The organism is Nocardia sp. NPDC004860, from assembly GCF_040609015.1.
Lineage (GTDB): Bacteria > Actinomycetota > Actinomycetes > Mycobacteriales > Mycobacteriaceae > Nocardia.
Genome location: NZ_JBEXJI010000014.1, coordinates 23,766 through 50,598, shown reverse-complemented (window position 1 = coordinate 50,598; position 26,833 = coordinate 23,766). Strand labels below are relative to the sequence as shown.

Genomic DNA, 26,833 nt, shown 5'->3' with positions numbered 1-26,833 from the left:
GATTAGACGGGCGTGATGGTCAGGCGTGGACGCGGCGCAGATAGAGGAGCTTGTCCCCGGTCTCGAGGGCGTCGGTCTCGGGATCGCCGACGCGGATGAGGCGGCCGTCGCGGACCACTCCCAGCACGATGTCGCGCAGGTGACGCGGGGAGCCGCCGATCTCCTCGGTCTCCACGTCGCGTTCGGCGATGGCGAAACCGGCCTCGGGGGTGAGCAGGTCTTCGATCATGTCGACCACCGCCGGGGTGGTGGTGGCGATGCCGAGCAGGCGGCCGGCGGTCTCGGAGGACACCACCACGGAGTCGGCGCCGGACTGACGCAGCAGGTGGGTGTTCTCGGCCTCGCGCACCGCCGCGGAAATCTTTGCCCTGGGATTGATTTCGCGGGCGGTGAGCGTGACCAGGACGGCGGTGTCGTCGCGGTTGGCGGCCACCACGACGGCCGCGGCGTGCTGAACTCCGGCCAGCCGCAACACATCCGACTTGGTGGCCGAGCCGTGCACCGTCACCAGCCCGGCATTGGCGGCGAATTCGAGCACCTGCGGGTCGGTGTCGACCACCACGATGTCGCCGGCCTGCGCGCCGTCGGCCAGCATGGCGTCCACTGCGGTGCGGCCCTTGGTGCCGTAGCCGACTACCACGGTGTGATTACGCACGGTGCGCCTCCATCGCTGAATCTTGAACGCCTGCCGGGACCGTTCGGTGAGCACCGCCAGGGTGGTGCCGACCAGGACGATGAGGAACAGGATCCGCAGCGGCGTGACAATGAGGATATTGATCAGCCGCGCGGTGGGGGTGACCGGTGTGATGTCGCCGTAGCCGGTGGTCGACAGCGACACCGTGGCGTAGTAGGCGCAGTCCAGCAGGCCCATCCGGTCGCGGGCGTTGTCGTGGTAGCCGTCACGTCCGATGTAGACCACCAGGGTGGCCGCCACCAGCAGCAGCACCGCCACGCCCAGCCGTCGCACCAGGGAGTACCAGGGGCTGGACTGGGCGGAGGGGACCCGCAGGACGCCGACCAGCGCGTGGTCGGGCCGCTCGGTGAGACCGGCCAGCCCGCGCGAGGAGTCACCGAACACGTGAATCACCGGTCATTTCGGGCACTTCTGGCTGCGGCACAGGTCCGGAGCGTACCGGGCGAAACGCCGTGCGGCGGTTTCGGCGGGCGCGCGTCGCGAAGTCGCGCGACGGTCCGGGACTCAGTACAGCGGGTCCGGCGGCACCGATTCCGGATCGGGTGGCGGCTCGAAATCGGGCGGGAAATCGAAGCCCGGCACCGGATCCCGGTGCGAGCCCGGGTGGGCATCGGCGCGCTCGGTGGGCATCGGCGCCGAGGGCGGTGGCGCATCGGAGCTGGATGACGCATCTGGGCCGGGTGGCGCTTCCGGGTCGGGCGGTGGTTCGAGCCCGGGCGCGGGTTCATCGTCGTATCCGGCGGGTGCGGATCGCCCCGAAGCGGCCGGGAGACGCAGCATTTCGACATCGGTGGGCTCGGCAGGATCCGGGTCGTCGTCGTCCGGCTCGGGTGGGAGCGGGGGTTCGGGCGGGGTCGGCGGAATCCGGCGGGGGGCCGCGTCGGTGATGATGGCGGCGAGTTCGGCTGGGCCGGGCAGGTGTTCGGGGGCGATGGTGCGGCCGGTGCGGACGTAGTGGAAGGCGGCGACCGTCTCGGCCAGCAGGTCGGATTCGGCGCGGCCGCTGCGGGCGGCCTCCAGACGGGCCCAGGCCAGCCGATAGACGGCGAGCTGGACGGCGACCGAATCCTCGTCGGCGCGTTGCGGTTCCGCGCCGGTCTTCCAGTCGACGATGACCCAGATGCCGTCGGGGCGGCGGAAGACGGCATCCATGCGGCCGCGAATCACGGTGCCCGCGATGGTGGTTTCGAAGGAGACCTCCACCTCGACGGGATTGCGGTCGGCCCATGGGGAGGCGAGGAAGGCCTCCTGCAGACGCATGAGGTCGGCGTCGGTGTCGGTGATGTCGGCCGCGCCGGGCAGTTCCTCGAAGCCGAGCAGGCGCGCGCCGCCGAACCAGCGCTGCAGCCAGGCGTGGAAGGCGGTGCCGCGGCGGGTGTAGGGACTGGGTGGGTACGGGAGCGGACGGCGCAGGCGCGCGGCGAGTTTCGCGGGGTCGGCGCTCAGGTCGACCAGGGCGGTGGCCGCGAGCTGGCCGGGCAGTTCGACCTCGCGCACGGCCTGTTCGGCGGCGCGGTGCTCGGCGATGAGGGCGCTGACATCCTCGGCCCAGCCTTCGGTATCCGCGTCCTCCGGCTCGGGATCGGCTGCGGCGCCGCCGAATTCGGGTCCGAAGTCGAGTTCCGTCTGCCGTGGGCGGGATTCGGCGCGCAGGTCGTCGAGTGCGGCCTTGACCAGGGTCACCCCTTCCTCCACGAATTCGCGGCGGGAGCCGAGCGGGTCGCGCGGCCAGGTGGCGGTCTGCGGGTTGTCGGTGAAGGGGTTGGGGGTGTCGGGCAGGGGCGGATCGTCCCAGCGGTCGATGCGCGCACCGCGCGCCAGCTCCGAGCCCGGGGCCTCGGTCTCGTGTTTGAGCTCGAGCAGAAAAGCGGAGGGGCCCTTGGGTTTCGAGCCGGTTTCCGACCAGTGGTGGGCGGAGACGAACAGGGCGCGCTCGGTGCGGGTGAGGGCCACGTAGAACAGCCGGCGTTCCTCGTCGAGGCGGCGGGCCGCGAGGGCCTTCTTATGGTCGTCGAGGGCGCGTTCCAGGTCGGCGCGGTCGTAGAGGTCGGCCAGGTCGAGGACGGGGACGCCGTCGGTGGCGTCCTCCTGCTCGCGGTCACCGCGCAGCGCGGTCGGGAGTTCGGCGAGCGCGCCCATCCAGGTGGCGGTGCCGGTGCCGGACGGGAAGGTGCCGTCCACCACGTGCGGGACCGCGACCACCTCCCACTCCAGGCCCTTGGCCGCATGCACGGTGAGCACCTGGACGCGGTCGTGGGCGACCTCGACTTCGCCTGGCTCCAAACCGTTTTCGACCTCTTCGGCGGCGGCGAGGAAGTCGAGCAGGCCGGACAGGGAGGAGCGGTGGTCGGCGGAGTATCCGGCCACCACCTCGGCGAAGGCGTCGAGGTGCTCGCGCCCGGCGGCGGCGTGGGTGCGGCGGGCCTGGGTCTCCACGCCGATGCCGATGGTGCGCTCCACATCGGCGACCAGTTCGGCCAGCGGCTGGCCGGCCCGCTCGCGCAGCGCGGAGAGCTCGCGGCCGAGCGCCGTGATGCGGGCGAAGCCCTGGGCCGAATACTGGTCCGGCTCACCGGGATCGGCGATGGCGTCGCCGAGACCGGCCTTCTCCGCGGGTTCGGGCGCGACCTCGCGCAGCGCCTCGTCCAGGGTGGCGGTGTCGGTGATGGCGTCGGTCTGCCCGGCGGGGTGGCGGATGGACAGCTCCCGCGCACGGCGGGACAGGGCCGCGATGTCCGCGACGCCGATCCGCCAGCGGGCACCGGTCAGAATGCGCACCGCCGCGCTACCGGCGGACGGGTCGGCGACCAGGCGCAGGGTGGCGACGATATCGGCAACCTCCGGCGTGTGCAGCAGCCCGCCCAGGCCGACGATCTCCACGGGTAATCCGCGGTCTCGCAGGGCTTCCGCGAGCGGCGCGGCATCGGCATTGCGCCGCACCAGCACCGCGGAGGTGGGCGGCGGGTCGCCCGCGTCGTTCGCGGTCTCCCATTCGGCGGCGATCCGCTCGGCGACCCACTCCCGTTCCACCGCAACGGTTTCCGCGAGCGCCATGGCGACCAGTCCGGCCGCGGCGTCCGGGCGGGGCCGCAGCGCGTCCACCGTCACTCCCCCGCCGCGCGCCGCCCGCTCGCGCAGGGGATCCGACACCAGGTTGGCCAGATCCAGGGCCTCCGGCGGATTCCGCCAGCTGGTGAGCAGCGGCAGGATCGGCGCGGGAATCCCCGGGGCACTGGGGAAGTCGGTGGCGAAGCGCGGCAGATTGGCCGCCGACGCGCCACGCCAGCCGTAGATCGACTGCATGGGGTCGCCGACCGCGGTCACGGCCAGCGGTTGCCGGGTCGGCGCCGCTGCCGGGTCGGGCGGAGCCGTCGCACCGAAGAGGGAGGAGAGCAGGATGCGCTGGGAGTGACCGGTGTCCTGGTATTCGTCCAGGAGGACCAGGCGGAAGCGATCGCGTTCGGCCGCACCGACTTCCGCGTGGGTGGCGGCCAGGCGGGCGGACAAGGACATTTGCGCGCCGAAGTCGAGGGCGCCGCGGCGGCGCAGTTCCTCGGCGAGGCGATCCACCAGGGGCAACAGGGCGACGCGCTCGTGCTGGGCTTCGAGGAGGTCGAGGAGCGCCTTCTTGGGGCCGCCCTTCTGCCGGGGTCCGGCGGGGAGGGTGTGGACGAGGCGCTCCAATTCCAGGTGGGCCGAGGCCAATTGGTGCGGTTCCACCAGATGTTCGGCGAGCTGGCCGGAGAGGGCGAGCACGGCCTCGGTGACGCCGACGGGGCTGCGGTCGGTGTCGAGGTCGCCGTCCCAGGTGGAGACGACCCGGTAGGCGAGCTGCCACAGCTGGGTCTGGGTGAGCAGGGTGGCGGTGGGTTCGACCGGCAGCAGCAGGCCGTATTCGGTGAGCAGGCGGCCCGCGTAGGAATGGTAGGTGCTGATCTCCGGTTCGGACGCGGTGAGCTGGGCGCGCAGGTGGCCGGTGGGGTCGATGTCGCGCAGCACCGGTGCGCCGGCCAGCCGGGCCAGCCGGGTGCGGATGCGCTGGGTGAGCTGCTGGGCGGCCTTGCGGGTGAAGGTCAGTCCCAGCACCTGTTCGGGTTCGACCAGGCCGTTGGCCACCATCCAGACCACGCGGGCGGCCATGGTCTCGGTCTTGCCCGCGCCCGCGCCCGCCACCACCAGGGTGGGCCCCGGCGGGGCGGCGATGACGGCGGCTTGTTCGTCGGTGGGCGGCGGCAGGCCCAGCGCGTCGGCGAGCTGACGCGGGGTGACGCGCACTAGTCCGTCACCTGCCGGCCGGTGTCCTGCACGGGGCAGCTGCCGGCGACCTTGCAGTGACGGCAGCCGTCATTGCGCATGGCGAGGTAGCTGGGGCCCTTGGAGGCATCGGCGGCGTCGTGGATGACGGTGCGCCAGGTCTCGATTCCGTCCGCGTCCAGTGGCGGCTGGGTGCGCTGGGTCGCGCCCTCCTTGCTACTGGGCTTGGCCACGTACACCAGGCGCGCGCCGCCGGGCTCGCCCTCGCCGAGCGCGCCCTCGGCGGCGGCGACCTGATAGGTGGCCAGCTGTGCGTGCTCCTCGGCGGCCTGCTTGGAGATGGGGGTCTTGCCGGTCTTCACGTCGACGATGACGAAGCGGCCCAAGGCATCTCGCTCCACCCGGTCGACCCGGCCGCTGATCCGCACCGGCTGTTCGCCGGGACCGCGGGCGGGCAGCACGCAGTCCACCGGCACCTCGACGCCGATGGCGGTGAGCTCGTCGCGGGTATTGCGCAGCCAGGCCAGGAAGGTGTCGACCATGGTCTCGGTGCGGCGCAGTTCCGCCCGGGAGTGCCAGTTCTCGCCGTCGCGGGCGGTGGGGTCGACCTTCTTCCACGCCTTGGCCAGGGCCTGTTTGACCTGGTCCTCGCTGACCTGCCCGGCCAGCGCCTGTACCAGGGTGTGCACCAGATTGCCCTTGAGCGCGTGCGGGTTCTCGCCGTCCCCGCCGCCGTGCCGCTCCAGCGCCCAGCGCAGCGGGCAGGTCTTCAGCTGATCCACGGTGGACGGCGACAGCGAGATCGCGCCGTCCTCGCTGTCCCACAGCGGATTCGTGGAGGAGAGCTCCGCGGTGCCGTACCAGTCGTCCGGGTGTGCGCCGCGTACCCCGGCCTCCGCCAGCCGCGCCAGTTGCCGGGCCGCGCGCAGCCGGCGCTCCGGCACGGTCTCGGGATCGCAGGCGGCGGCACGCAATTCGGCGATGAGGGCGTGCATGGCCAGGGCCCGGCCCGGGTCCACCGGCGGCGGGATCCGGCCCGGCTGCCCATCGGCGGCCTCGCCGTCCATGTCGGCCAGAAACCGCGATGGCACGAGATCCTGGTCCCCCGTGACGGATTCGACCGCGGTCACCAGCAGTGACCGGCACGCCCGGCTGCACGCCACCAGCAGCAGTCGCCGCTCCTCAGCGAGCAGCGGCGCGGCCCGGCTCACTTTCTCCCCCGAACCGCCCACGCCCGCAAGCAGATCCACCAGATCCTCGACGCCGAGCAGGGTGCCGCGCGGCCGCAGATTGGGCCAGATGCCCTCCTGCACGGCCGCCACCGCCACGGTGTCCCACTCCCGCCCGGCGGCCGCGTGCGCGCTGCAGATGGTCACCGCCTCGCCCGGATCGGTGACCGGCGCGCTGTCCTGCGGAATCTCCTGCTGCTCCAGGTATTCCACGAACCCTTCGATGGTGGCGCGCGGCAGCCGGTCCACATACGCCGCGGCCGCCTCGAACAACCCGACCACCGCGTCGAGGTCCCGATCGGCCTGCATCCCGACCGCTCCCCCGCGCTCGGACTGCCCCACCCACCGCCGCTCCAGCGTGGAACCCGTCCACACGCCCCACATCACGTCTTCCAGCCCGCCCCCGTCCCGCCGCACCTTCCGCGCCCGGCCCAGTGCCTTCAGCACCCGCCGCAGCGGCGCGGCCTCCACCGGCGTGAGCTTCTCCAGCACCACCCGATTCCCGGCCCCCACCAGCAGATCCCGCAGAATCTCCGCCGACGACCGATCCAGGTCGGCGAATCGCTCCGCGTCCCGGTCGTATTCGGCGGCCGGTCGCGGCCGGACCGGGCTGTCGCCACGCGGCGGTGTGGCAGCGGACGAAGGGCCCGCACCCGCGCCGGGCGACTCGGAGGGCCGCCCGCTGTCCGCCGGATCCGATTCCGTCGCATCGGATTCGGCCGCGCCGATCGAATCGCGGTCGGCGTCGTCCTCGGTCGCGCGCTCCGGATATCCGAGCTCCATGACCGTGCGCCGGATGCCGCGCCGCAGCCGCCGCAGGCTGATCTGGTCGGCTCCGCCCAGCGGTCCGGCCAGCAGGTCGAGCGCGTCGTCGACGGTGAACGCAATCGGCCGCGGATGCCGCACCGAGGTCGGATCGCCCGCGGTTACGGCCCGCAGCGCCAGCAACATCCACACCGCGCCCCGCCGCCGCGCGAGCGGAACATCCGCGGGCGGCTGTCGCACCGGCACACCGGCGGCCAGCAGCGCCCGCCGCAGCGGCGCCAGCGACAGCGGCACCGACCGCACGATCACCGCCATGTGCGACCAGGGCACCCCGTGGGTGAGATGCGCGCGCCGCAGATGATCGGCGATCAGTGCCGCCTCCTTGGCCGGTGTGGTCAGCACCTGCACCCGCACCTCGCCACCGGACTGCGAACCGCCCCGGGCATTCCCGGATCGGCCGCGTTCATCGGTACCCCCGGCCGAGCGCCGCGCCGAATCGCTCGCTCCGACCTGACTACGCCCGGTGCCGCCCCGATCGCCTGCGCCGGCCTGGTGCGGCGGGGCCGCGGCGGCGGGCCGGAGGCCGTTCGAACGGCGTGTGCCGCCGTTGGCAGTCGTGGACGTCGTGTCGTCCGGTCCCGAGGTGCCGGCTGGGCCGTCGATGTGCGGCGGGGTTGTGGCACCGCGAGATTCGTCGCCGTCCCCGAGGCCGGCGGCGATCTCGTGCAGGAAATCGAAGGTGGCGGCAGTGGGGCGCGGATCGGGCGGTGGAGTGCGGTGGGGCGCGGCGCCGGGGAGGCGGGCGGCGATGCGGTCGGCTACTTCCTGGACAGCCGGGGTGGAGCGGTGGTTGTGGCGCAGGATGATGCGGCGGTCGGCGGGGGCGTCGGGGTCGGCGGCGAAGCGGGGGTCGGCGCCGCGGAAGGTGTAGACGGCCTGGTCGGGGTCGGCGGCGATGACCGTGGTGGCGGCGCCGCTGCCCAGGGCGCGGATGAGCTGGGCGGCATGGGGATCGAGGTGCTGGGCGTCGTCGGCGAGGATGCAGTGCAGCCGATTGCGTTCGGCGGCAAGGAGTTCGGGGTCGGTGTAGAAGGCGTCGAGGGCGGCGGTGACGAGTTCGGCGGCGTCGAGGGCCGGGGCGCTGGCCTCGGGCACGTCCATGCCGACCGACCAGCGCAGCATCATGATCTGCTCGTAGCGTTCGGCGAAGCGCCCGGCGGCGACCCATTCCGGATGGCCGTGGGCGCGCCCGAGTTCGATGAGATCCTCGGGCCCCAGACCGCGTTCGGTGGCCCGCAGCATGAGGTCCCGCAATTGTTCGGCGAATCCGGCGGCGGGCAGCGCGGGATGCAGCCTTTCGGGCCATGCGGCGGCGCCGTCGGCGAGGTCGCCGCGCAGCAGTTCGCGCACCACGATGTCCTGCTCGGATCCGGTGAGCAGACGCGGCGGCGGATTGCCGTGCGCCGCCGCGAAGGAACGCAGCAGTCCGAAGGCGTAGGAGTGGATGGTCCGCACCAGCGGCCCGCGGGTGGCGCCGGGCACCCCGCCCAGTTCCGGATCGGCCGTGGCGACGCGGGCGGTGATGGCGGCGCGCACGGCGGTCGCGGCGCGCTTGGTGTAGGTGAGCACCAGCACCGATTCGGGTGCGGCCCCGGCCAGGATGCGCGCGGCGGCCACATCGACCAGCAGTGCGGTCTTGCCGGTCCCGGGTCCGCCGAGCACCTGCCAGGGCTGCCAGCCGGGGTCGGCGCCGAGGTCGTCGAACAGCGGCCGGAGGGTGGCGTCCCACTCCCGTGAGGGGGTCGCCGCCTCGGCCCGGCGCACCAATTGCACCGAGCTATCCGATCGCATCACGTCGGCTATTTCAACAGACTGCCCCGACAGGTTTCGTTTGCCATGAGTTGGCCGTGCCGCCGATCACAGTCCGGAAGCTGTTCATATCGGGCCCAGGCAGCAGAATGGGCAGCGTGGTGGAGCTTCATAGTCATCGTTTCGGTCCCCCGACCGGTCCGGTCGTGCTGGCGTTGCACGGGTTGACGGGCCACGGCCGGCGCTGGCAGGCGCTGGCCGACGAGCATCTCCCCGATGTCCGGATCATTGCACCGGATCTGCGGGGGCACGGGAGGTCGCCCGGCGTGCCGCCCTGGGATTTCGAAACTCTCGTCGATGATCTCGCGGCGCTGCTGGAGCACGAGACGAGCGAACCCGTGGTGGTGCTCGGGCATTCGTTCGGCGCGGCCACCGCGGTGCATCTGGCGCATCGCCGCCCGGAGCTGGTGCGCGGGCTGGTACTGCTCGATCCGGCCATCGGCCTGGAACCCGAGCGCATGCTGACCATCGCGAATTCCATGCTGGCGGCGCCGGATTACGAGAGTATCGAACAGGCCCGGTTCGACAAGCTGGAGACGTCCTGGGCCGAGGTGGACCCGGCGGTCCTGGATGCCGAGCTGGCGGAGCACCTGGTGCCCACCGCGAACGGCCGGGTGGGCTGGCGCATGACCATGCCGGCGATCATCGCCTTCTGGGGTGAGATCGCCCGGGACTTCGTGCTGCCGCCCCGCGAGATGCCGACGGTCATGGTGCAGGCGATGAAGGTGAACCCGCCGCTGGTGTCTCCGGACTTCCGGGCGGCGCTCACCGCTCATCTGGGTGACCGGCTCACCGTCCACGAATTCGATTGCGACCACATGGTCGCGCAGGCGCGGCCGGTGCAGACCGCCGCGCTGGTCCGTGCCCTGCTCTGACCCAGGAGGCGCGAAATGCCAACCACCGAAGCCGAAGTCGAGCGAGTGCGCGAATTGGTCGCGGCCATTCCGCCCGGCCGGGTCGCCACCTACGGCGATATCGCGGCCGCGGCGGGTCTGTCCACGCCCCGCACGGTCGGCTGGATCATGCGCACCGATTCCGCGGACCTGCCGTGGCACCGGGTGCTGCGCGCAAACGGCACGCCCGCACCACATTTGGCGCATCGGCAGCTGGCCGAGCTGGCCGCGGAGGGCTGCCCGATCGCGGACGGCCGGGTGGACCTGCGGCGCGCCCGTTATCGGTTCGCCGAAACCTGATACGCGCCACCCCGCCCGCCGGTTACCGTGAAAAGATGTCCACCCGTCTGGCCTGCGTGGTGTTCGATGCGGTCGAGCCCAGGGCGGCGGCCCGCTTCTGGGCCGAGCTGCTGGGCTGGGAGGTGACGGTGGACCGTCCCGGCGAGGTCGATGTCGCCGCACCGGACCCCGACGCTCCGGACGTGGCGCTCACCTTCCTCCCGTCGCGGCGGCCCAAGACCGCCAAGAACCGCATCCACCTTGATCTGTGCAGCCGCTCGCTGGATCATCAGCGGCTGCAGGTGGACCGGGCGCTGGCCCTGGGCGCCCGCCGACTGGACATCGGCCAGGGCGCGGTGCCGTGGACGGTGCTGGCCGATCCCGAGGGCAATGAGTTCTGTGTGCTGGAGCCGCGTGAACAGTACGTGGACACCGGTGCGGTCGCGGCCATCGTGATGGATACCCGGGACCCGTCGCGGCTGGCCGAGTTCTGGTCCGCCGCCTGCGGCTGGCCGCTCACCCACCGGACCGCCGGCTACGCGGGTATCCGGGCCGCTACCGGGCAGGGCCCGTGGCTGGAATTCCTGCTCGAGCCGGCGGCGCCGGGTGAGCGCAGCCGTCTCCATCTGGATCTCGTCACCTTCCCCAGCGACGATCCCGTCGTGGAGGCGGCCCGGTTGCGGGCCGCGGGCGCGGTTCCGGTCGGCCCCGACGCACCGCCGTCCGGCGGTGAGTCACCGGCTGTCGAGCCGGTTCTGGTCCTGGCCGATCCGGAGACCAATGAATTCTGTCTCTTACGAGCGACTATCGATTGACGCTGCTGATCCCGACCGCTTCCCCGCGCGAGGATCAGGCAAGTCCGTGCCCGCGCTGAGCCGGATCACCCAGCGGGTCCGGTTAGCCGTCAGGCCGCGCCGCGCTCGTAACGACGGCGCTCGCGCGGCGAAAGGCCGCCCCAGATGCCGAAGCGCTGATCGTGGGTGACTGCGTAGTCGAGGCATTCCTTGCGCACCCCACAAGAGGAGCAAATGCGCTTGGCCTCACGGGTGGAGCCGCCCTTGTCGGGAAAAAATGCCTCGGGATCGGTTTGAGTGCACAGCGCCTGCTGATGCCATGATTCGCTCTCGGATCCGTCGCGGCGGGCGAGGGATTCGAACATTGCGTCGAAATTGGTGAAAAGCAGCTTCACTTCCTCTATCCCTTCAATAAGTTTCAGAAAGAAAAACGCGTGGTATGTTTTACGCGCGTCCCATACCGCAGTCGCCACTGACGGCGGCGAGGCGGGCCTGCTCACCATTGACGAAGATACGACGGGCGTGCACGGCAGCCGGCGCACCCGACCAAGGCGCGAGCGCGGTGGTGAACATGAGTTCGCACCAGCTCAATGCCGGAACCTCACCGCACGCGAGGGTATTCAGCAGAGACAGTTCCTGATCGCTGTCATTCCAGGCGGCGAACAGCCACGAGGCGTCCAGTCGGCCCAGGAATTCTTCGGCGTCTTCCGGAATGCCGAGCGGAGCATCTACCGCGAGGTGTACCACGGCCGAAATCGCATGGCGCATCCGCGCATCCAGGCCGACCCCGTCGTGCAACAGCAGACCTTCGAGCGACTCCCGCAATCCCGCGCCGCGATCGATCCGGAAGTCGTTGCGCCGAGCTGCGGTGGTGACGTCGAACATTTGTTTCCTCCCTTGAAATTGCGCTTGTCCCAAAAGCGCCACGGCCTGATTAAAAGTGGCTCGTGATCTTGTTGTCCAGTTTTGAGGCAATCTGGGGCAAACCCCTAGCAGTACTGACACTGGCCAGTGTGGGTACCCATCGGGAACCTCACCGAACGGTGCCTGGCACCACGCGGGCAAACATGTAGGGGCGGCCGCTTCCGCCGTCTAGGGTCCGACCATGCCTTATGTGCGATCAGGTTCTGCAACAGTTCATTACGTCACCAGCCAGATCAACGGCCCGACCCTGCTGCTCGCCCACGGGTTCTTCATGGACGAGTCGATGTTCGAGCCGATGCGCGAACCTCTGGCAGACGCCGGTGTCAATCTCGTAACGGTCGATGCGCGGTGCCATGGTCGCACCCAGTCACCAGATGGCGAACCGTTCAGCTATTGGGATCTGGCGGCGGACGGATTTGCGGTCCTCGATGACCTCGGAATCGAGAAGGCGGTCGTCGGCGGAATGAGCCAGGGCGGCTACGCCGCATTGCGCATGGCACTGCTGGCGCCGGAGCGGGTGCAGGGCCTGGCCCTGATCGATACCGAGGCCACCGCGTGCAATCCGGCCGAATTGGCCTACTACCGCGAATTCTTCGAATGCTGGACCGGTCCGGAGCCGCTGGCCCCACTGGTCGCCGAATTGGCGCCGCAGCTCATCGGCGGCACCGATCCGCGGCTGTGGCGCGCTTGGACCAGCCGCTGGTACAACTCCGACCGCCAGAGCATCATGCCCGCCGCCCGCTGCCTGATGGACCGGCGCTCGGTACTGCATCGACTACCGGAGATCACCGTGCCCGCCCTGGTGGTGCGCGGTAGTCACGACGCCAACAGCACCGCCCAGAAGTCCGAGGCGTTGGCCACCGGGCTGGCCGGGGCCGGCGGTGTGGTCACCATTCCGGGCGCGGGGCACGGCGCGGCCTGGACTCATCCGGAAGTGGTTGCGCCGCTGCTGATCCGGCTGGTCGAGCTGTCCAACGCCCGGCGGGAGAACCGGCTGACGCGAGCGCTGTCGACACCGTGGCCGCGGATGCGTGGGGGACGCGAGGTCCAGGCCGTGCGGTGACGGGGGAGCTTCCGCCCCGAGTATTCGAGGGAGCGGGCCGTGCCCGGGGCGGTCACGGCCGGCGGATTCTCACCCGGCCTCGTGCCAACTCGGAATGCCGAGGAAGATTTGAATCTGGCTGGGGTAGGCCGCATTGAAGACGCTGAACAACTGCACCGCGATATCGAAGCGCCGATTGCGCTCGCGGTCGCGTAGCCGCATGGTGGCGCGGGGCCTGCCGTAGGCCGCGACGCCCTCGTCCCACATTTCCCGGAAAAGTCCGAAACGTCCGAGTTCTCCAAGAAATTCAACCGACCAGGCGGTATCTCCAGAGCTCGCGATCAGACCGCGCAGCCAGTGCACGGTCAGCCGGACCTCCTCCTCCCACTCGACCATGACCTCGCGGGCGGCCTCGTTGCCCAGAAACCAGCGCAGGATATTGGTGTCCCGCTCCAGCCCGGGGAACGCGCGGGAGTAGCTCTCGTTGCAGGCGAGCACATTCCAGCGGGTGTCGACGTAGGCGGCGAGATTTGGTTCGTGCAGGTCGAGGGCGCGGCGCATGTCATCGGTGATTTCACCGCGCAGTTGTTCCACGGTGGGGAATTCGCTCACGCCGAGTCCGGCCAGGTCGAGCAGATGCCGGCGCTCGACGGCCGACAGCGGGGTTATCCGGTCCAGATATCGCAGCAGCGCATCCACCACTTCGCGGGTGGGGTGGCCGCGATCGCCCTTCTCCAAATGGCTGATGTAGCTGGCGCTCACGCCGGCATTGAACGCCAGCCTTTCTCGTGATACGCCTCGTTCATCACGCAGGCGGCGCAGCAGCAGTCCGAATGTCGGCGGCTTCAGATCGTCGGAGTCCCTATCCGGTTTCACGCCCAGCACCACGCCGTTCCCTCTCCACAAACATTCAGCAAACCAACCTTCATCGCTCTGAGTCCTCCCGGTACCGGACAGTGGGACCCCGGTGTGACGCCTGGTGTGAACTGTGACGAGCGCCGTGTACTCCGCCAGTTCTCAGGTCGGATACTGCCATATGAGATTGTTCTCAACGTTAAAACAACACCATTTCTACTATGTGTCGTGGCACATCTCATAACGTAACGACTAACGGCAATTGCTTAGCAAGCGCAGGTTTCCGGGTGCGCCCAACAAGCTCCGAACAGCCTGCCACTACGATCTTCAACCATGCGCTGCGAACGAAGGACACGCCCCCGCCCCGGAACGGGCTCGTGACACCCGTCGACGCCATCGTGCTGGCCGGTGGAAAGGCCAGCCGGATGGGCGGGGTGGACAAGCCGACCATCGTGGTCGGCGGGCAGTCCATGCTCGACGCGGCGCTGGCGGCGGTCGCCGGCTGTGCACGCACCGTGGTGGTGGGCCCGCATCGGCCCGAATTGCCGCCGGAAATCCTTCAGGCACAGGAGATACCGGCCGGAGCGGGCCCGGTGGCGGCCATTGCCGCGGGGCTCGGCGCCCTCGCCGGCTGTGAGTTCCCGGCCGGGCTGATCGTGGTGCTGGCCGCCGACATGCCCTTCCTCACCGCCTCGGCGGTGGACGAATTACTTTCCCATGCAAGGGAATCCGGCAGCGACGCGGTCTTCGCCGCGGATGCCTCGGGCCGCCCGCAGTATCTGGTCGGGGTGTGGCGGCGCGCCGCCCTGGTCGCTGCTCTGAAAGACCTGGATTCCCTGGTGAACCGGCCGATGAAGGCGCTGGTGCCGGTCGATACCGCCATGGTTACGCTACCCGGCGTGGACGACTGCGACACCCCCGAGGACGTGCGGCGGGCCCGGACCGGGGCGGCACTCACGGCCGCCCCGCTGTGGCTCGACGAGGCCCGGGATGTGCTGCGCGGGCGCATCTCCTCGCTGCCGGTGCGCCACGCGGTGCTGCGGGCCGCGCGCGGCGCGACGCTGGCCGCGCCCCTGCTCGCGGCGGACGCGCTGCCGCGCTTCGATGTCTCGGCCATGGACGGTTACGCGGTGAGCGGCGACGGGCCCTGGCGGCTGCGCCGCGATATCGGTTTCGCGGGCGGGCAGCGACCGGTGGGTCTGCTGGACGGCGAGGCGGTGCGGATCGCCACCGGCGCGCACGTGCCCGACGGGACCGGTTCGGTGGTGCGCGACGAGTTCGTCCGCCTCGAGGCCGACGGCATGTTGTACCGGCTGCCGGACACCCCGATTCGCGAGGATGTGCGCCGGCGCGGCGAATACTGGCTCCCCGGTGCGGAACTCGCGGCCGTGGGCACCCCGGTGACAGCCGCGCTGATCTCGGTGGCGGCCAGCGCGGAGGTCGCGGCGGCGGACGTGCGCGGCCCGGTGCGGGCGCGAATCGTCATGACCGGCGACGAGATTCGCGGCGAGGGGCCGCTGCACACCGGTCAGACCCGGGACTCGATCGGGCCCATCCTGCCCGATGTCCTGGGCTGGTACGGCGTCACCACCATCGATCGGGTTCACCTGCGCGACACCGCGAATGCCTTCGACGAGGTGCTGGCCGCGGCCGCGGACTGCGATCTGCTCGTCATCGTCGGCGCGACCGGCGGCGGCGCGGCCGATCAGCTGCGCTCGGCACTGGACCGCTCCGAGGCCACCATGCTGCTGCGCCGCCTGCGCCTGCGGCCCGGGGGCTCCACCGTGGCCGCGCAATTGGCCTCCGGCCCAGTCGTTCTAGGGCTGCCGGGCAATCCGTTCGCGGCGATCGCCACCCTGCTCACGCTGATCGGCGCCACGGTCGAGGGTCTGACGGGTGCGACCCCGGCCCGCCCGATCGTGGGCCCGCTGGTGAACGCCGCCGAGCTGACCGCGCCGGTGTTGCGCATCGTCCCGGCCCAGGCGCTGCCCGGCGGCGGCTTCCGGGGCGATCTCCGGCTGCGCACCGCGCACCTGGCCGATCTGCTGCACCGCGACGGCGTGGTGGTCGTCCCGGCCGACGCCGTGGACGGCGCACCGGCCGAATTCATCCCGCTGCGTGGGTGACGCGGGTTCAGGCGGGTAGCCCGAGAACTGTCAGCAACTGGCCGGGGTAGGCGGCGCTGTCGAGCCGGCCGTACTGGGCGTAGACCTTGTGCCGCAGCCCGGTGACCGGATTGCGCAGCTGCACGGCCCACACATGCGGTGCGAACTCCACGCCGCCCTCGGACCAGGCCTGCCGGAATTTCGGGAATTGCCCGAGATCACGAATGAGATCGGCGAATCCGTCGGTATTGCCCGATCGCCCGATCAATCCGCGCATCCAGCGGGTGACCCGGCGGGCATCGGCCTCCCAGTTCACGATGACCCGGGTGGCCAGCTCATTGCCGAAGAACCAGCGCAGCATATTGCCGTCCTCGGTCAGGCCCGGGAAGGCGGCGTCCCAGCTGTCATTGCTGGCCAGCAGGTTGGCGCGGGTGTCGAGCAGGGCGGCCATATTCGGGCTGTGCAGCTCCAGGGCCCGCAGCATCTCGGGTGTGATCGCCGCGCGCAGTTCGCTCGGGGAGGGAAGCTCGCCCGATCCCAGGCCCGCGAGGTCGCCGAGCTGGCGGCGGTCCTCGGTGGAGAGCGGGTCCAGCCGGTGCAGATAGCGGGTGAGCGCCTCGACCACTTCCCGGGTCGGGTTGCCGCGGTCACCTTTCTCCAAATGCGTGATGTAACTTGCGCTTACACCGGCGTTGAATGCCAGGCGTTCGCGCGAAACACCGCGATTGTCACGCAGGCGGCGGAGCAGGTTTCCCAAGGTGGGTGCTTCGAGTTCCTGAGAATCCTGTCCATATACCGCTTTCGCGCCCACCTGGTTCCCTCCTGTACGGAATCCCGGTGGCCCACCGCGCCTCCCTGTGGAGGCGCCGCCGAGATCTCCTTCGAGACGGATACTTACACAGATTCGGATACGAACCGTTCCGCGCGGCAAATCCAGTCAGTATCACCGGATACTCCTATTGGTATAAGTTCCGGTGTGTCGTGACAGTCGGCGCGGAATGGCGCTCCCCAAATTACTCTCAGGCCCCCAATGCGAGGGGTACTTGGACGGACACGATTTCGTCTCGGCGCGCGCGGGCCGGGTCCGGGGCGGGAACCGCGTCCAGCAGGCGCCGCGTGTACTCTTCGCGCGGATGCTGAAAAACGGCTGTGACCGGTCCTGATTCGACTATGCGACCCTCCCGCAGCACCACCGCGCGGTCGGCCACCTGATGCACGACGGCGAGATCGTGGCTGATGAACAGGCAGGCGAATCCGTATTCGGCGCGCAGATCGGCGAAGAGTTCGAGCACCTGCGCCTGCACCGAGACATCCAGCGCGCTGGTCGGCTCGTCCGCCACCAGCAGCCGTGGCGCGAGGGCCAGCGCCCGCGCCAAGGCCACGCGCTGACGTTGCCCGCCGGACAGCTCGCCCGGCCGCCGGCTCGCATACTCGCGGGGCAGGCGCACGGATTCGAGCAGATCCCCGACCCTGGCCCGCAACAGCGCCCCCGACGCCGCCCGATGCACCCGCAGCGGTTCGCCGATCGAGTCCTCGAGGCTGTGCCGCGGATCCAGCGAGGCGGCGACGTCCTGATGCACCAGCGCGACGTTCTTGCGCAGCCCCCGCAATTCCCGCTGAGACAACCCGGTCAACGAGACGCCTTGCAACACGACCTCTCCCGAAGCCGCGGGCACCAACCCCAGCGCGGTACGGCCGAGCGTGCTCTTGCCCGAACCCGATTCCCCGACCAGACCCACCACTTCGCGCGGAGCCAGCGTCAGCGAGACATCATGCAGGGCCTGAAAGCGCTTACCGTGGCGGCGGTAGACCACCGACAGGTCGCTGAGACGCAGCACTGGCTCGGCCGCCGACTCAGCGGTCGGCGCTGACTTCCCCGCGCCCGCGGGCACACTGGCCCCGGAAACATCGGAGGCCGAGTCAGTGCCCGAAATGTCCAAAGCGTCCCGGGATACGACTACGCCCGCGGGCACCGGGGACACCCCATTGAGCGGGGGCACCGCCGCAGCACGTGGGGTGGGCGATGCGACTCGTTCCGCCGACCCGTCCGCATTCGACGACGGCGCGGAAAGACCTCCGACGGTCGTCGATGACACAGACCGCCCTGTCACAGACGCCGATGACGAAGATGGCGCCGCCACAGTCGACGGTGACGCTGGGCCGGCAGGCAGTACGGGGACCGCGGCCAGCAGTTCGCGGGTGTAGGCGGACTGCGGAGTCGCGAAAAGGTCGTGGACCGACTGGGTTTCGACTATTTCGCCGGCGCGCATGACCACTACGCGGTCGGCGATGGCGGCTACTACGCCCAGGTTGTGGGTGATGAAGAGGATGGCGGTGTCGTTGCGGCGCTGGAGGTCCTGGAGGAGGCGGAGGATTTCGGCCTGGACGGTGACGTCGAGGGCGGTGGTGGGCTCGTCGGCGATGAGGAGGTCGGGGTCGCCGGCGAGGGCCAGGGCGATGACTACGCGTTGCTTCTGGCCGCCGGAGAGTTGGTGGGGGTACCAGTCGACGCGTTCGGCCGGTTCGGGGAGGTCGACCTGGGTGAGGAGTTCGATGGCGCGGGCGCGGGCCTCGGACCTGCTGATCGGGCGGTGGGCGCGCAGGGCTTCGGCGATCTGGGTTCCGATGCGGCGCACCGGGTTCAGCGCGGTCTGTGGTTCCTGGAAGACCATGGCCGCGCGGGTGCCGCGGAGGGGGCGCAGGTCGGTCTCGGTGGCGCCGATGATCTCGGTGCCGTCGAGGCGGATCGAGCCGGTGGCGGTCGCGCCGGTGGGGAGCAGTCCGAGGACGGCGCGGGCGGTGAGGGATTTGCCGGAGCCGGATTCGCCGACCAACGCGACGGTTTCACCGCGCGCGACGCGCACCCCGACGCCGTTCACCACCGTGCGCGGGCCGAAACTCACCACCAGGTCTCGAATGTCGAGCAGAGTGTCGTCGGTCATCCGATCCTCCGGGCACGGCCCAGAGCCTGGGCGATCAACAGGAATCCGAGGGTGAGCGCCGAAACCACCAGCAGCGGGCCGACGGCCATGGCGGGATTGGCGTCCAGGTTGCGGGTGGACTCGGCGATGATCGACCCGAGTGACGGGTCCGGCGGGCGCACGCCGATGCCGATGAAGCTCATGGCGCTGTCCACGAACACCGCCAGCGACAGTGACAGCGCCAGCTGCACGGCGAGCGGTTCGATCACATTGGGCAGCACGTGTTTTCGCAGTGTCCAGCCGGTGCTCGCACCGATCACCACCGCGGCCTCCACGTAGGGCTGTTCGCGCACGGCCAGTACGGCGGTGCGGATCTGGCGGCCGAAGATGGGGAGTTCGGCGGCGATGATCACGATGACGACCGCGTGCGCGCCCGGTCCCGTGACCGCGGTGAGCGCGATGGCGAAGATGAGAGCCGGGAAGGCGAGGATGAGGTCGAAGACGCGCTGCGCCAGCACATCCGCCACCGGATTGACGGTGGCCGCGAGACCGATGATCGAACCCAGCATCGCGCCCGCCGGGACCGCCAAGAAGGCGATGAGCAGGTCCACGCGGATGCCATAGAGGGTCCGGGTGAACACATCCCGGTTGAGCTCATCGGTGCCCAGCCAGTGCTCGCCGCTCGGGCCGAGCAGGTTGGCTCCCGGAATCTGCTCCAGCGGGCCGTATTTCGTGAGCAGACCGGCGGCGAGGGCCGCCACCGCGATGACGGCGATCAGCAGCACGCCCGCCAGCCCCTGCCCGCGGGTCAGCGCCCGCAGTAGCGGCCGCCCCGGATTCGGTTCGCGGCCAGGGCTTTCCGTGACCGTCGTGGTGTCGCCGCGCTCGGCGACGGCGGGCTCGCTCATACGCGGCCTCCGATACGAATGCGCGGATCCAGGTAGGCGTGCGCTATGTCGGTGGTCAGCTGGATGGCCACGAACACGGCCACCGAGAACAGCAGCAGCGCCTGCACCACCGGATAGTCGCGCCGGTTGATGCCCTGCTCGATGAGCTGGCCGATGCCGGGCCAGGCGAAGGCGGCCTCCACCAGCACCGCGCCGCCGAGCAGATTGCCGGTCTGGATGCCGAGCGCGGTGAGCATGGTGGGCAATGCGTTTCGCAGTGCGCCGTGGGTGATGATGCGGCGGCGCGGAATGCCGAGGGCGCGGGCGGTGAGGACGTAGGGCTTGGCCAGTTCGGTGCGCAGGGCCTCGGTGAGGAAGCGGGTCAGCGCGGCGGCCACCGGCAGGCCCAGGCAGATGGCGGGCAGCAGCAGGTACTGGACGGCGATGTCGGGCCGGGCCAGGAACCCGTCCGGCGGGATGCCGCCCGCCGGCAGGATCGGAATGGCGACCGCGAACACCAGCACCAGCAGCACACCGGTCACGAAGACCGGGATGGCGACGGTCACCGTATTGGCGGCCGCCACGATCGCATTGAGCCAGCGCCGATCCCACAGGACCGAGGCGACGGATACCGCCAGGCTCACGATCACCGCCAGCGACAACGCCGCGGCGGTCAGGATGAGCGTGTTCGACAGACCCCGCACGATGAGATCCGCGATCTGGCCACCGATCACGTAGGACCGCCCCAGGTCTCCGGTCACCACGCCGTGCAGCCATGACAGGTACTGCGCCGGGATGGGCCGGTCCAGGCCGAGCTGATGCCGGATGGCGGCAATGGTTTCCGGGGTGGCGTCCGGCCCGGCCAGGGTGGTGGCCGGATCGCCGGGCACCAGTCGCAGCAGCAGGAAGATCAGCACCGACGCGCCGAAGAGGACCGCGAGGGCCGACGGCACCCGGCGCAGCAGATAGGCGGTCATGCCAGGAACGCCTGGGTGAACACGTGCTCGCGGCGCTTGGTCCAGTCGAAGCCGTGCAGTTTCCGGGATGCGCTGTCCTGCGGGTAGTGCACGCCGATCTCGATCAGGAACAGGCTGTCCAGCAGTTGATCGCTGAGTGCCTGGTAGGCGCGGGTGGCGTCCGGGCCGGTGGCGCGCGGCAGCTGCCAGGCGGCGTCGGCGGCCGAGACGTAGTCGGGCGATTCGTAGCGGGAGGCGTTCTTGCGCGCGTTGAACGGGTAGGCGCTGACGGTCAGCGTGGACGGCACGAACTGCGCCCAGGAGTGGTCGGTGATCCACAGACCCGGGAACTGCGCGCCGATCAGCTGTTTGATGAAGGTGGCGTTCTCGGTGGGCGCGAGTTCCACCTCGATGCCGATCTCGGCGAGATTGGCCTGCACGATCTGTGCGGTGGCCTCGAAGACCGGGTAGGCGGTGTTGTAGGTGAGCGGCAGCTTGGGCGGTTTGGGCAGCTGCGCCAGAATCTGCTTGGCCTTGGCCACATCTCGCGTGTAGCGGCTGTTGCGGGAGTCGTCGAAGGCGGGAGAGTTCTTGGGCCACGGCAGGTTCAGCGGATAGCCGGCCCCGCGGAAGACCTCCTTGATGATGCGCTCACGATCCAGGGCGTAGGCGATGGCCTGGCGCACCCGCACATCGGCGAGGGCGGGGTCGGCGACGTTCGCGCCGACGTAGACCTGGAGTTCGGCTCCCTCGAAGGTGATGACCCGGAAGCCGTCGGTCTTGGCGAGGTTCTCGTTGTCGCGGTAGGTGATGCCGTCGGCGAGGTGGATCTGGCCGGTCTTGAGGGCGTTGAGCTGCGCCTGATTGTCGGCGATGACGGTGAATTCGACGCGATCCAGGTAGGGGCGGTCCGGCACCCAGTAGGCCGTGTTCTTCTCGAATACCAACTGCTGGTTGGGGATTCGCTGCACGAACCGGAACGGGCCGGTGCCGATGATCTTGTCGCCGGTGGCGAGCTGGTCGATCGACTCGCTGTCCAGGATGGGGACGGTGTCGAGCAGGTCGAACAGATTGCTCAGCGGGTGCGCCAGCGTCAGCGTGATGCGGTGCGGATCGCTGGTGTCGAAGCCGGTGACGGCGGCGGCCGTGCTCTTCAGCTGCGCCGACCACTTGGGATCGGCGTAGGTGCGCAGCGAGAACTCGACGTCCTTGGAGGTGAACGGGCGGCCGCTGTGGAACTTCACGTCGTCGCGCAGGTCCAGGGTGACGGACTTGCCGTCGGGGGCGAGGGTCCAGCTCTTGGCCAGCAGCGGCTGAGGTTCGAGCTTGTCGTGCGGGTAGCGCACCAGGGATTCGAAGACCAGGCCGATCACATACGGTGTGGTGCCGGTATTGGTGAGCAGGTTGGCGGGCACGAGGTCCACCAGCACGCCGTACTTCAGCGTCCCGCCGCGCACGGGTTGCGCGTTGTCGTCGCCGCCGCGTTGCTGGTTCACCGCCGAGGTGCAGGCGGCCAGCGCTCCGCTGCCGAGGATCGCCAGGGCGGCGACGGCGGAACCGCGCAGGAAATGACGGCGGTGCAGACCGCCGGGGGACGAATTCATCTGGAAAACCTCGAGTGTGGACCGGGGCCGAATGGTGTGCGGCGACGCTATCCGCGGATGTATGACGGATCACCGGTTGCACGCAGCCAGAGTGAAACCCTGGCTCCGGCACGGGCCCGCGCCCTTTGCTGGGGGCATGTCAGTCCCCGCCCATGCCCGTGGCTATGAGAATTTCGCCGGCGAGATCGGCCGCACCACCGCCGATTCCACGCCGGAGTGGAACTATCCGCCGACCGCGCCCGCCGGTGCGCCCAATATCGTCGTGGTGCTGGTCGACGATATGGGCTTCAGCGATATCGGCCCGTTCGGGTCGGAGATCGAGACCCCGACCCTGGATCGGCTCGCCGCGAACGGATTGCGGCTCACCAACTTCCACACCACCCCGCTGTGCTCACCGTCGCGGGCGGCGCTGCTGACCGGAATCAATTCCCACCGTGCCGGTTTCGGCTTCGTGGCGAATGCCGATCCCGGCTATCCGGGGCTGCGGCTGGAATTGGCCGATGACGTGCTGACATTGCCGGAAATATTGCGCGCCAATGGATATGCGACCTACGCGGTCGGGAAATGGCATCTGGTCCGCGATGCCACGCTGCATCCGGCGGCGCACCGGGATTCGTGGCCGACGCAGCGTGGATTCGACCGGTACTACGGGTCGCTGGAGGGGTTGAACTCCTTCTACTATCCGAATCAGCTGATCTCCGACAGTTCGGCGGTGGATGTCGAGGAGTATCCCGAGGGGTACTACCTGACCGACGACTACACCGATCGCGCCATCGGCTACCTCAAGGACCTGCGGGCGCACGACGCGGCCAAACCGTTCTTCCTCTACTTCGCGCACACCGCCATGCACGGGCCGTTGCAGGCCAAGCCCGCGGATCAGGCCAAGTATCGGGGGCGGTATCGGGAGGGCTGGGATCGGTTGCGGCAGAGCCGATTCGCCGCACAGATCGCGCAGGGGCTGTTCCCGGCGGGGACACAGCAGAAGCCGCGCAATACCGAGCCGGGTTATGAAGCGCAGGAGTGGGATGCGCTGACCGATGAGCAGCGGGCGCGGTTCGAGCGGTACATGGAGGTGTACGCGGGCATGGTCGACAGCATCGACCAGAGCCTGGGGCGGATCGTGGAGGTGCTCGAGCAATTCGGCGAGCTGGACAACACCATTATCGTGTTCACCTCCGACAATGGCGGCACCGCGGAGGGCGGGCCCGAGGGCACCCGGACCTATTTCGCACAGTTCGCCCAGGTCGACGAGCCCGACTGGGAGCGGGATGTGCCGCACGACGACGAGTTGATCGGCACCGCGAAACTGGGGGTGCACTATCCGCGCGGGTGGGGGCAGGCGTCGAATACGCCGTTCCGCTTCTACAAGGGGCAGACCTTCGCCGGCGGGGTGCGGGTGCCGTTCGTGCTGTCGTGGCCCAGGGGGCTGCCGCGCACAGAGGCCGATACCGGGGTGCGCGAGGAGTACGTCTACATCACAGACCTCGCGCCCACGCTGCTGGAACTCGCCGGGCTCGAACGGCCGACGGTCCGGAACGGACTGCCCGCCAAGGACTTCGACGGCGTCTCGGCGGTGGATGTGCTGAGCGACCCGGCCGCCGTCTCGCAGCACGTCGAGCAGTATTCGGAGATGACCGGCCACCGCGGCTTCTACCGCGACGGCTGGAAACTCCTCGCGCTCTATGAGCCCGAGCGCGGCATCGACAATCCACGCTGGCAGCTGTTCGACGTCCGCACCGATCCGACCGAGCTCCACGATCTTTCCGGGCAGCGTCCGGACAAGGTCGCCGAGCTCTCGGCCGCGTGGGACGAAGCCGCGTGGCACAACACGGTTTTCCCGCTCGTCACCCGGCAGGACCTGGCTCGGCGCCGACCGGAGGAGGCCCGGCTCGGCGGGCAGGTCCGCATCCTGCCCGGCACCCCCACCCTCGAGCGCTATCGCTCCCAGCGACTGATCGCCTACCGCGACTTCACGATCACAGTGGAATTGGCCGGCTACCGTCCCGGCGATGAGGGCGTTCTCGTCGCCCACGGCGACCCGCTGGGCGGCTACCTCCTCTACGTGGAGAACGACCACCTGATCTTCGGCTACAACGCCTACGGCCGCTACACCGAAGTCGACGCCGGTGAAATCCCCTCCGGCAGCCGCCATTTCACTGTCTCCGCCACCGTCCAACCCCACCTGCGCTGGGACTTCACCATCGGCATCGATGGCGTCCGCGCCGCCACCCTCCCCAATCAGGTCCAACTCGTCGGCATGTCCCCCTGGACGGGGATCTCCGTCGGCCTCGACGCCCGCGGTCCCGTCTCCTGGCCCCTCCGCGACCGCCGAGGTGTCTTCCGCTACTCCGGCTCCCTCCACTCCATCACCTACCGGCCCGGCCCCGTCGGCGTGCCCGAGTCAACCCAACAAGTCTTGGATTCCGAAGCCGAACTGATAGCGGAGTAGCAGACCCAAAACCCGAAGCCGACAACCCAAAAGGACGAAGAGACAAAGAACCAAAAGATCAAAAAGACAAAGACGCCTGGAGAAGGGAGGGGGCGGGCTTGGGGACGCGCCTTCGTCTCCCAGCCCGCTCACCTTTGAACCTGCACGTGGGTGTCGCTGCAGCAGGTATTCGCTTGGATCTCGGGGTTGGGGTATCCGCAGGATGGGATGTAGCGAGGAGAAGACCGCTGTGGTTGTTCGGTGTTCGAGGAACTCAGGGTGGACTTGCGGTGGGTTCTGTCTGTAGAAGGTGATGCGTGCAGTCCCCGGGCCGGGGTCGGCGGGAGACGCTCCCGACCCGGCGTCAGCCCAAGTCCGATAGGGCAGGCGAGGTGACCACACCTCCCCGTCCCAGCGCACACCAGCCCGACACGAGCAGCCGGGAATCACGCCACCCGAGCACCCACCTCCAGCAACTGGATTCGATCGCAGCCGCGGCCTGCTGCCCCACGTGATGCCGATCGTTCACCCGCACCTCCCCGCGCCCTGCGCACGCCAGCAGGGCACGAGCGGCCGGGAATCACGCCGCTCGTGCACCCACTTCTGGCAACTGGATTCGACGGCAGCGGCGACCCACTGCCCCACGTGGTGGCGATCGTTCACCCGTACCTCCCTGTGCCCTGCGCATGCCAGCAGCACACGAGCAGCCGGGAATCACGCCGCCCGTGCACCCCACCTCCAGCAACTGGAATCGATCGCAGCCGCGACCCACTGCCCCACGTGATCCCGATCGTCCACCCACACCTCCCCGTGCCCTGCGCACGCCAGCAGGACACGAGCGGTCCGGGAATCACGCGGCCCGCGCACCCACTTCTGGCAACTGGATTCGATGGCAGCGGCGACCTGCTGCCCCACGTGATGCCTGTCGTTCACGCGAGGAATGCCGGTGGGGTCGAGACGTTTCGGGGCAATCCACCCGGTCCGCCCCCGATACGGGGAATCCTTGCCCATGACAACGGTTTTCCAACCCTCGGGACTGTCGTTGACCAGTGCGTGGCAGTGATCGCAGGCCAGGGTCAGGTTGGTCAGATCCGTGGGTCCGTCTTTGGCCCAGTCGGTGATGTGGTGGACCGCGCACATGCTCGCGGGTGCGTCGCATCCTGGGCGGGTGCAGCCCTTGTCGCGGGCGATCAATGCCAGGCGCTGGGCGGGGGTGGCCAGGCGTTGGCAGCGGCCCAGGTACAGCGGCAGCCCGTCGGCGTCGAGGACCGCCAGTACCGGGCGGGTACCCTCGGCCAGCTTCAACGCCTCGTTGATCGAGACGTGGCCGCCCGAGGCTGTGGTCGCGACCCCGGCTCCACGCTCGAGGTCGGCGAGGTTCATGGTGAGGATGGCCTGCACCGGCAGGCCACGGTGGGAGCCGAGTTTGGCGGGGTCGACGCCGGGCTGCAGGAGTGCGAACAGGGCGTCGTGGGTGCGCTGACCGGCGTCGCGGCGGTCGCGGCGGGCGGCGGCCTCGAGAGCCTTCGAGTCGATGACAGTGGCGGTGGCGGTGGGGCTTTCAGCGTCTTCGAGGTTGCACATGCCCGGGCGCGCGAACTTGGCGAACACGGCATCGAGCAGGGCCCGCAGTTCGGGGGTGATCCAGCCCTCGATCCAGGACATGCCATCGATGCCGGGGCGGCACAGCAGGATTCCGCGCTTGCGACGGCGATCGGTGTCGGAGACGACCTTGCCGTCCGGGTCGACCCGGGCGAGGATGTCACGACCGATCTTCGGCAGATCATCGGGCCAGCCGACCCGGGAATGGCCTACCAGGATGCCCTCGGCCTCCGCACGCGTCTCGGCGGGGATGTCGGCGGGCAGGTGGTTCATCACGTCGATGATGTTGCGGACATGATCACGCGAGATATCGCCTGCCTCAAAGGCTTCGGCGGTCTTCTCCAACGCGGCCGGGCGCAGGTGTCCGGTGGGTTCGAAGAATTCCCCGCACTGCATGGCGATCTTCACTCGCACCGATGCGTCGTACCTCGACAGACCCAAGGTCTGCCGCAGGAACGGCACCATCCCCTTCGCCCCACTGCCTTCGGGCAGCGAACGATTGCAGGCCTCGATGATCAGGCGTGAATCCAGCGCCGACAGTTGACGTTTGCAGGTTTCCAACCGCTGCATCAAATCCACGACATCACCATCAGCGAGCGGAGTGAGGTTCCCGTGGAGGACCGAATCGGACAGGTCTTCGACGGCGGCCGCCAGTTCTGCGATGCCGCACGTGTCGAGTGTCACCCCCGTCGAATCCATGCACTAATTCTATCGCTATCCTTAAATATGAGT

General features: G+C 69.5%; 18 protein-coding genes. 6 read left to right on the top strand and 12 right to left on the bottom strand.

Annotation, left to right across the window (positions count from 1 at the left end; translation table 11 throughout):
* Positions 1-19: 19 nt before the first annotated feature.
* The 3 genes from ABZV44_RS24355 to ABZV44_RS24345 all read right to left on the bottom strand — a co-directional run bounded on the left by ABZV44_RS24355 (position 20) and on the right by ABZV44_RS24345 (position 8,793).
* Entirely contained in the window at positions 20-1,087 is a 1,068-nt protein-coding gene (locus ABZV44_RS24355; protein ID WP_354840412.1) for a potassium channel family protein, read from the bottom strand.
* Positions 1,088-1,198: 111 nt separating this feature from the next.
* Positions 1,199-4,969, bottom strand: coding sequence for a UvrD-helicase domain-containing protein (locus ABZV44_RS24350; RefSeq protein WP_354840409.1), 3,771 nt, complete (start codon positions 4,967-4,969; stop codon positions 1,199-1,201).
* Positions 4,969-8,793 (bottom strand): PD-(D/E)XK nuclease family protein, encoded by a 3,825-nt coding sequence (locus ABZV44_RS24345; RefSeq protein WP_354840806.1) that lies wholly within the window; start codon positions 8,791-8,793, stop codon positions 4,969-4,971. Before ABZV44_RS24345 ends, ABZV44_RS24350 begins: the two co-directional genes overlap by 1 nt.
* A gap of 107 nt (positions 8,794-8,900) precedes the next feature.
* Between ABZV44_RS24345 and ABZV44_RS24340 the strand changes: the two genes are divergently transcribed.
* The 3 genes from ABZV44_RS24340 to ABZV44_RS24330 are packed head-to-tail and all read left to right on the top strand — an operon-like array spanning position 8,901 to position 10,798.
* A complete protein-coding gene (locus ABZV44_RS24340; protein WP_354840406.1) occupies positions 8,901-9,686 on the top strand; it encodes an alpha/beta hydrolase in 786 nt (261 codons plus the stop codon).
* Between the two features lie 15 nt (positions 9,687-9,701).
* Positions 9,702-10,004, top strand: a complete 303-nt coding sequence (locus ABZV44_RS24335) for an MGMT family protein (RefSeq protein WP_354840404.1) — start codon at positions 9,702-9,704, stop codon at positions 10,002-10,004.
* Positions 10,005-10,039: 35 nt separating this feature from the next.
* The gene (locus ABZV44_RS24330) at positions 10,040-10,798 is read left to right on the top strand and encodes a VOC family protein (RefSeq protein ID WP_354840402.1); all 759 of its coding nucleotides are present in this window, start codon (positions 10,040-10,042) and stop codon (positions 10,796-10,798) included.
* Positions 10,799-10,887: 89 nt separating this feature from the next.
* On the opposite strand, the gene ABZV44_RS24325 is transcribed toward ABZV44_RS24330, so the two are convergent.
* A complete protein-coding gene (locus ABZV44_RS24325) occupies positions 10,888-11,172 on the bottom strand; it encodes a WhiB family transcriptional regulator (protein ID WP_354840400.1) in 285 nt (94 codons plus the stop codon).
* A gap of 49 nt (positions 11,173-11,221) precedes the next feature.
* A complete protein-coding gene (locus tag ABZV44_RS24320) occupies positions 11,222-11,662 on the bottom strand; it encodes a hypothetical protein (RefSeq protein WP_354840398.1) in 441 nt (146 codons plus the stop codon).
* Positions 11,663-11,882: 220 nt separating this feature from the next.
* Here ABZV44_RS24320 and ABZV44_RS24315 point away from each other — a divergent pair, with 220 nt between their 5' ends.
* Complete coding sequence (locus ABZV44_RS24315; protein ID WP_354840395.1) at positions 11,883-12,764, top strand: alpha/beta hydrolase; 882 nt, start codon at positions 11,883-11,885, stop codon at positions 12,762-12,764.
* 69 nt (positions 12,765-12,833) lie between these two features.
* On the opposite strand, the gene ABZV44_RS24310 is transcribed toward ABZV44_RS24315, so the two are convergent.
* The gene (locus ABZV44_RS24310) at positions 12,834-13,619 is read right to left on the bottom strand and encodes a helix-turn-helix domain-containing protein (protein WP_354840393.1); all 786 of its coding nucleotides are present in this window, start codon (positions 13,617-13,619) and stop codon (positions 12,834-12,836) included.
* Positions 13,620-13,975: 356 nt separating this feature from the next.
* Here ABZV44_RS24310 and ABZV44_RS24305 point away from each other — a divergent pair, with 356 nt between their 5' ends.
* Positions 13,976-15,724, top strand: coding sequence for an NTP transferase domain-containing protein (locus ABZV44_RS24305; protein WP_354840390.1), 1,749 nt, complete (start codon positions 13,976-13,978; stop codon positions 15,722-15,724).
* Between the two features lie 7 nt (positions 15,725-15,731).
* On the opposite strand, the gene ABZV44_RS24300 is transcribed toward ABZV44_RS24305, so the two are convergent.
* From ABZV44_RS24300 to ABZV44_RS24280, 5 genes are all read right to left on the bottom strand, one after another.
* Positions 15,732-16,460 (bottom strand): helix-turn-helix transcriptional regulator, encoded by a 729-nt coding sequence (locus ABZV44_RS24300; protein ID WP_354840803.1) that lies wholly within the window; start codon positions 16,458-16,460, stop codon positions 15,732-15,734.
* Positions 16,461-16,722: 262 nt separating this feature from the next.
* A complete protein-coding gene (locus ABZV44_RS24295; RefSeq protein WP_354840388.1) occupies positions 16,723-18,645 on the bottom strand; it encodes an ABC transporter ATP-binding protein in 1,923 nt (640 codons plus the stop codon).
* Positions 18,642-19,532 (bottom strand): ABC transporter permease, encoded by an 891-nt coding sequence (locus ABZV44_RS24290; protein WP_354840385.1) that lies wholly within the window; start codon positions 19,530-19,532, stop codon positions 18,642-18,644. The genes ABZV44_RS24295 and ABZV44_RS24290 overlap by 4 nt, the downstream gene beginning before the upstream one ends.
* Complete coding sequence (locus tag ABZV44_RS24285) at positions 19,529-20,488, bottom strand: ABC transporter permease (protein ID WP_354840383.1); 960 nt, start codon at positions 20,486-20,488, stop codon at positions 19,529-19,531. Before ABZV44_RS24285 ends, ABZV44_RS24290 begins: the two co-directional genes overlap by 4 nt.
* Positions 20,485-22,071: an ABC transporter substrate-binding protein gene (locus ABZV44_RS24280; RefSeq protein ID WP_354840380.1), complete on the bottom strand. Its 1,587-nt coding sequence runs from the start codon at positions 22,069-22,071 to the stop codon at positions 20,485-20,487. Before ABZV44_RS24280 ends, ABZV44_RS24285 begins: the two co-directional genes overlap by 4 nt.
* A 136-nt stretch (positions 22,072-22,207) precedes the next feature.
* Here ABZV44_RS24280 and ABZV44_RS24275 point away from each other — a divergent pair, with 136 nt between their 5' ends.
* A complete protein-coding gene (locus tag ABZV44_RS24275) occupies positions 22,208-24,520 on the top strand; it encodes an arylsulfatase (protein WP_354840377.1) in 2,313 nt (770 codons plus the stop codon).
* A 693-nt stretch (positions 24,521-25,213) separates the two neighbouring features.
* Here the strand turns inward: ABZV44_RS24275 and ABZV44_RS24270 are convergent.
* The gene (locus tag ABZV44_RS24270) at positions 25,214-26,800 is read right to left on the bottom strand and encodes a DUF222 domain-containing protein (RefSeq protein ID WP_354840375.1); all 1,587 of its coding nucleotides are present in this window, start codon (positions 26,798-26,800) and stop codon (positions 25,214-25,216) included.
* Positions 26,801-26,833: the final 33 nt, after the last annotated feature.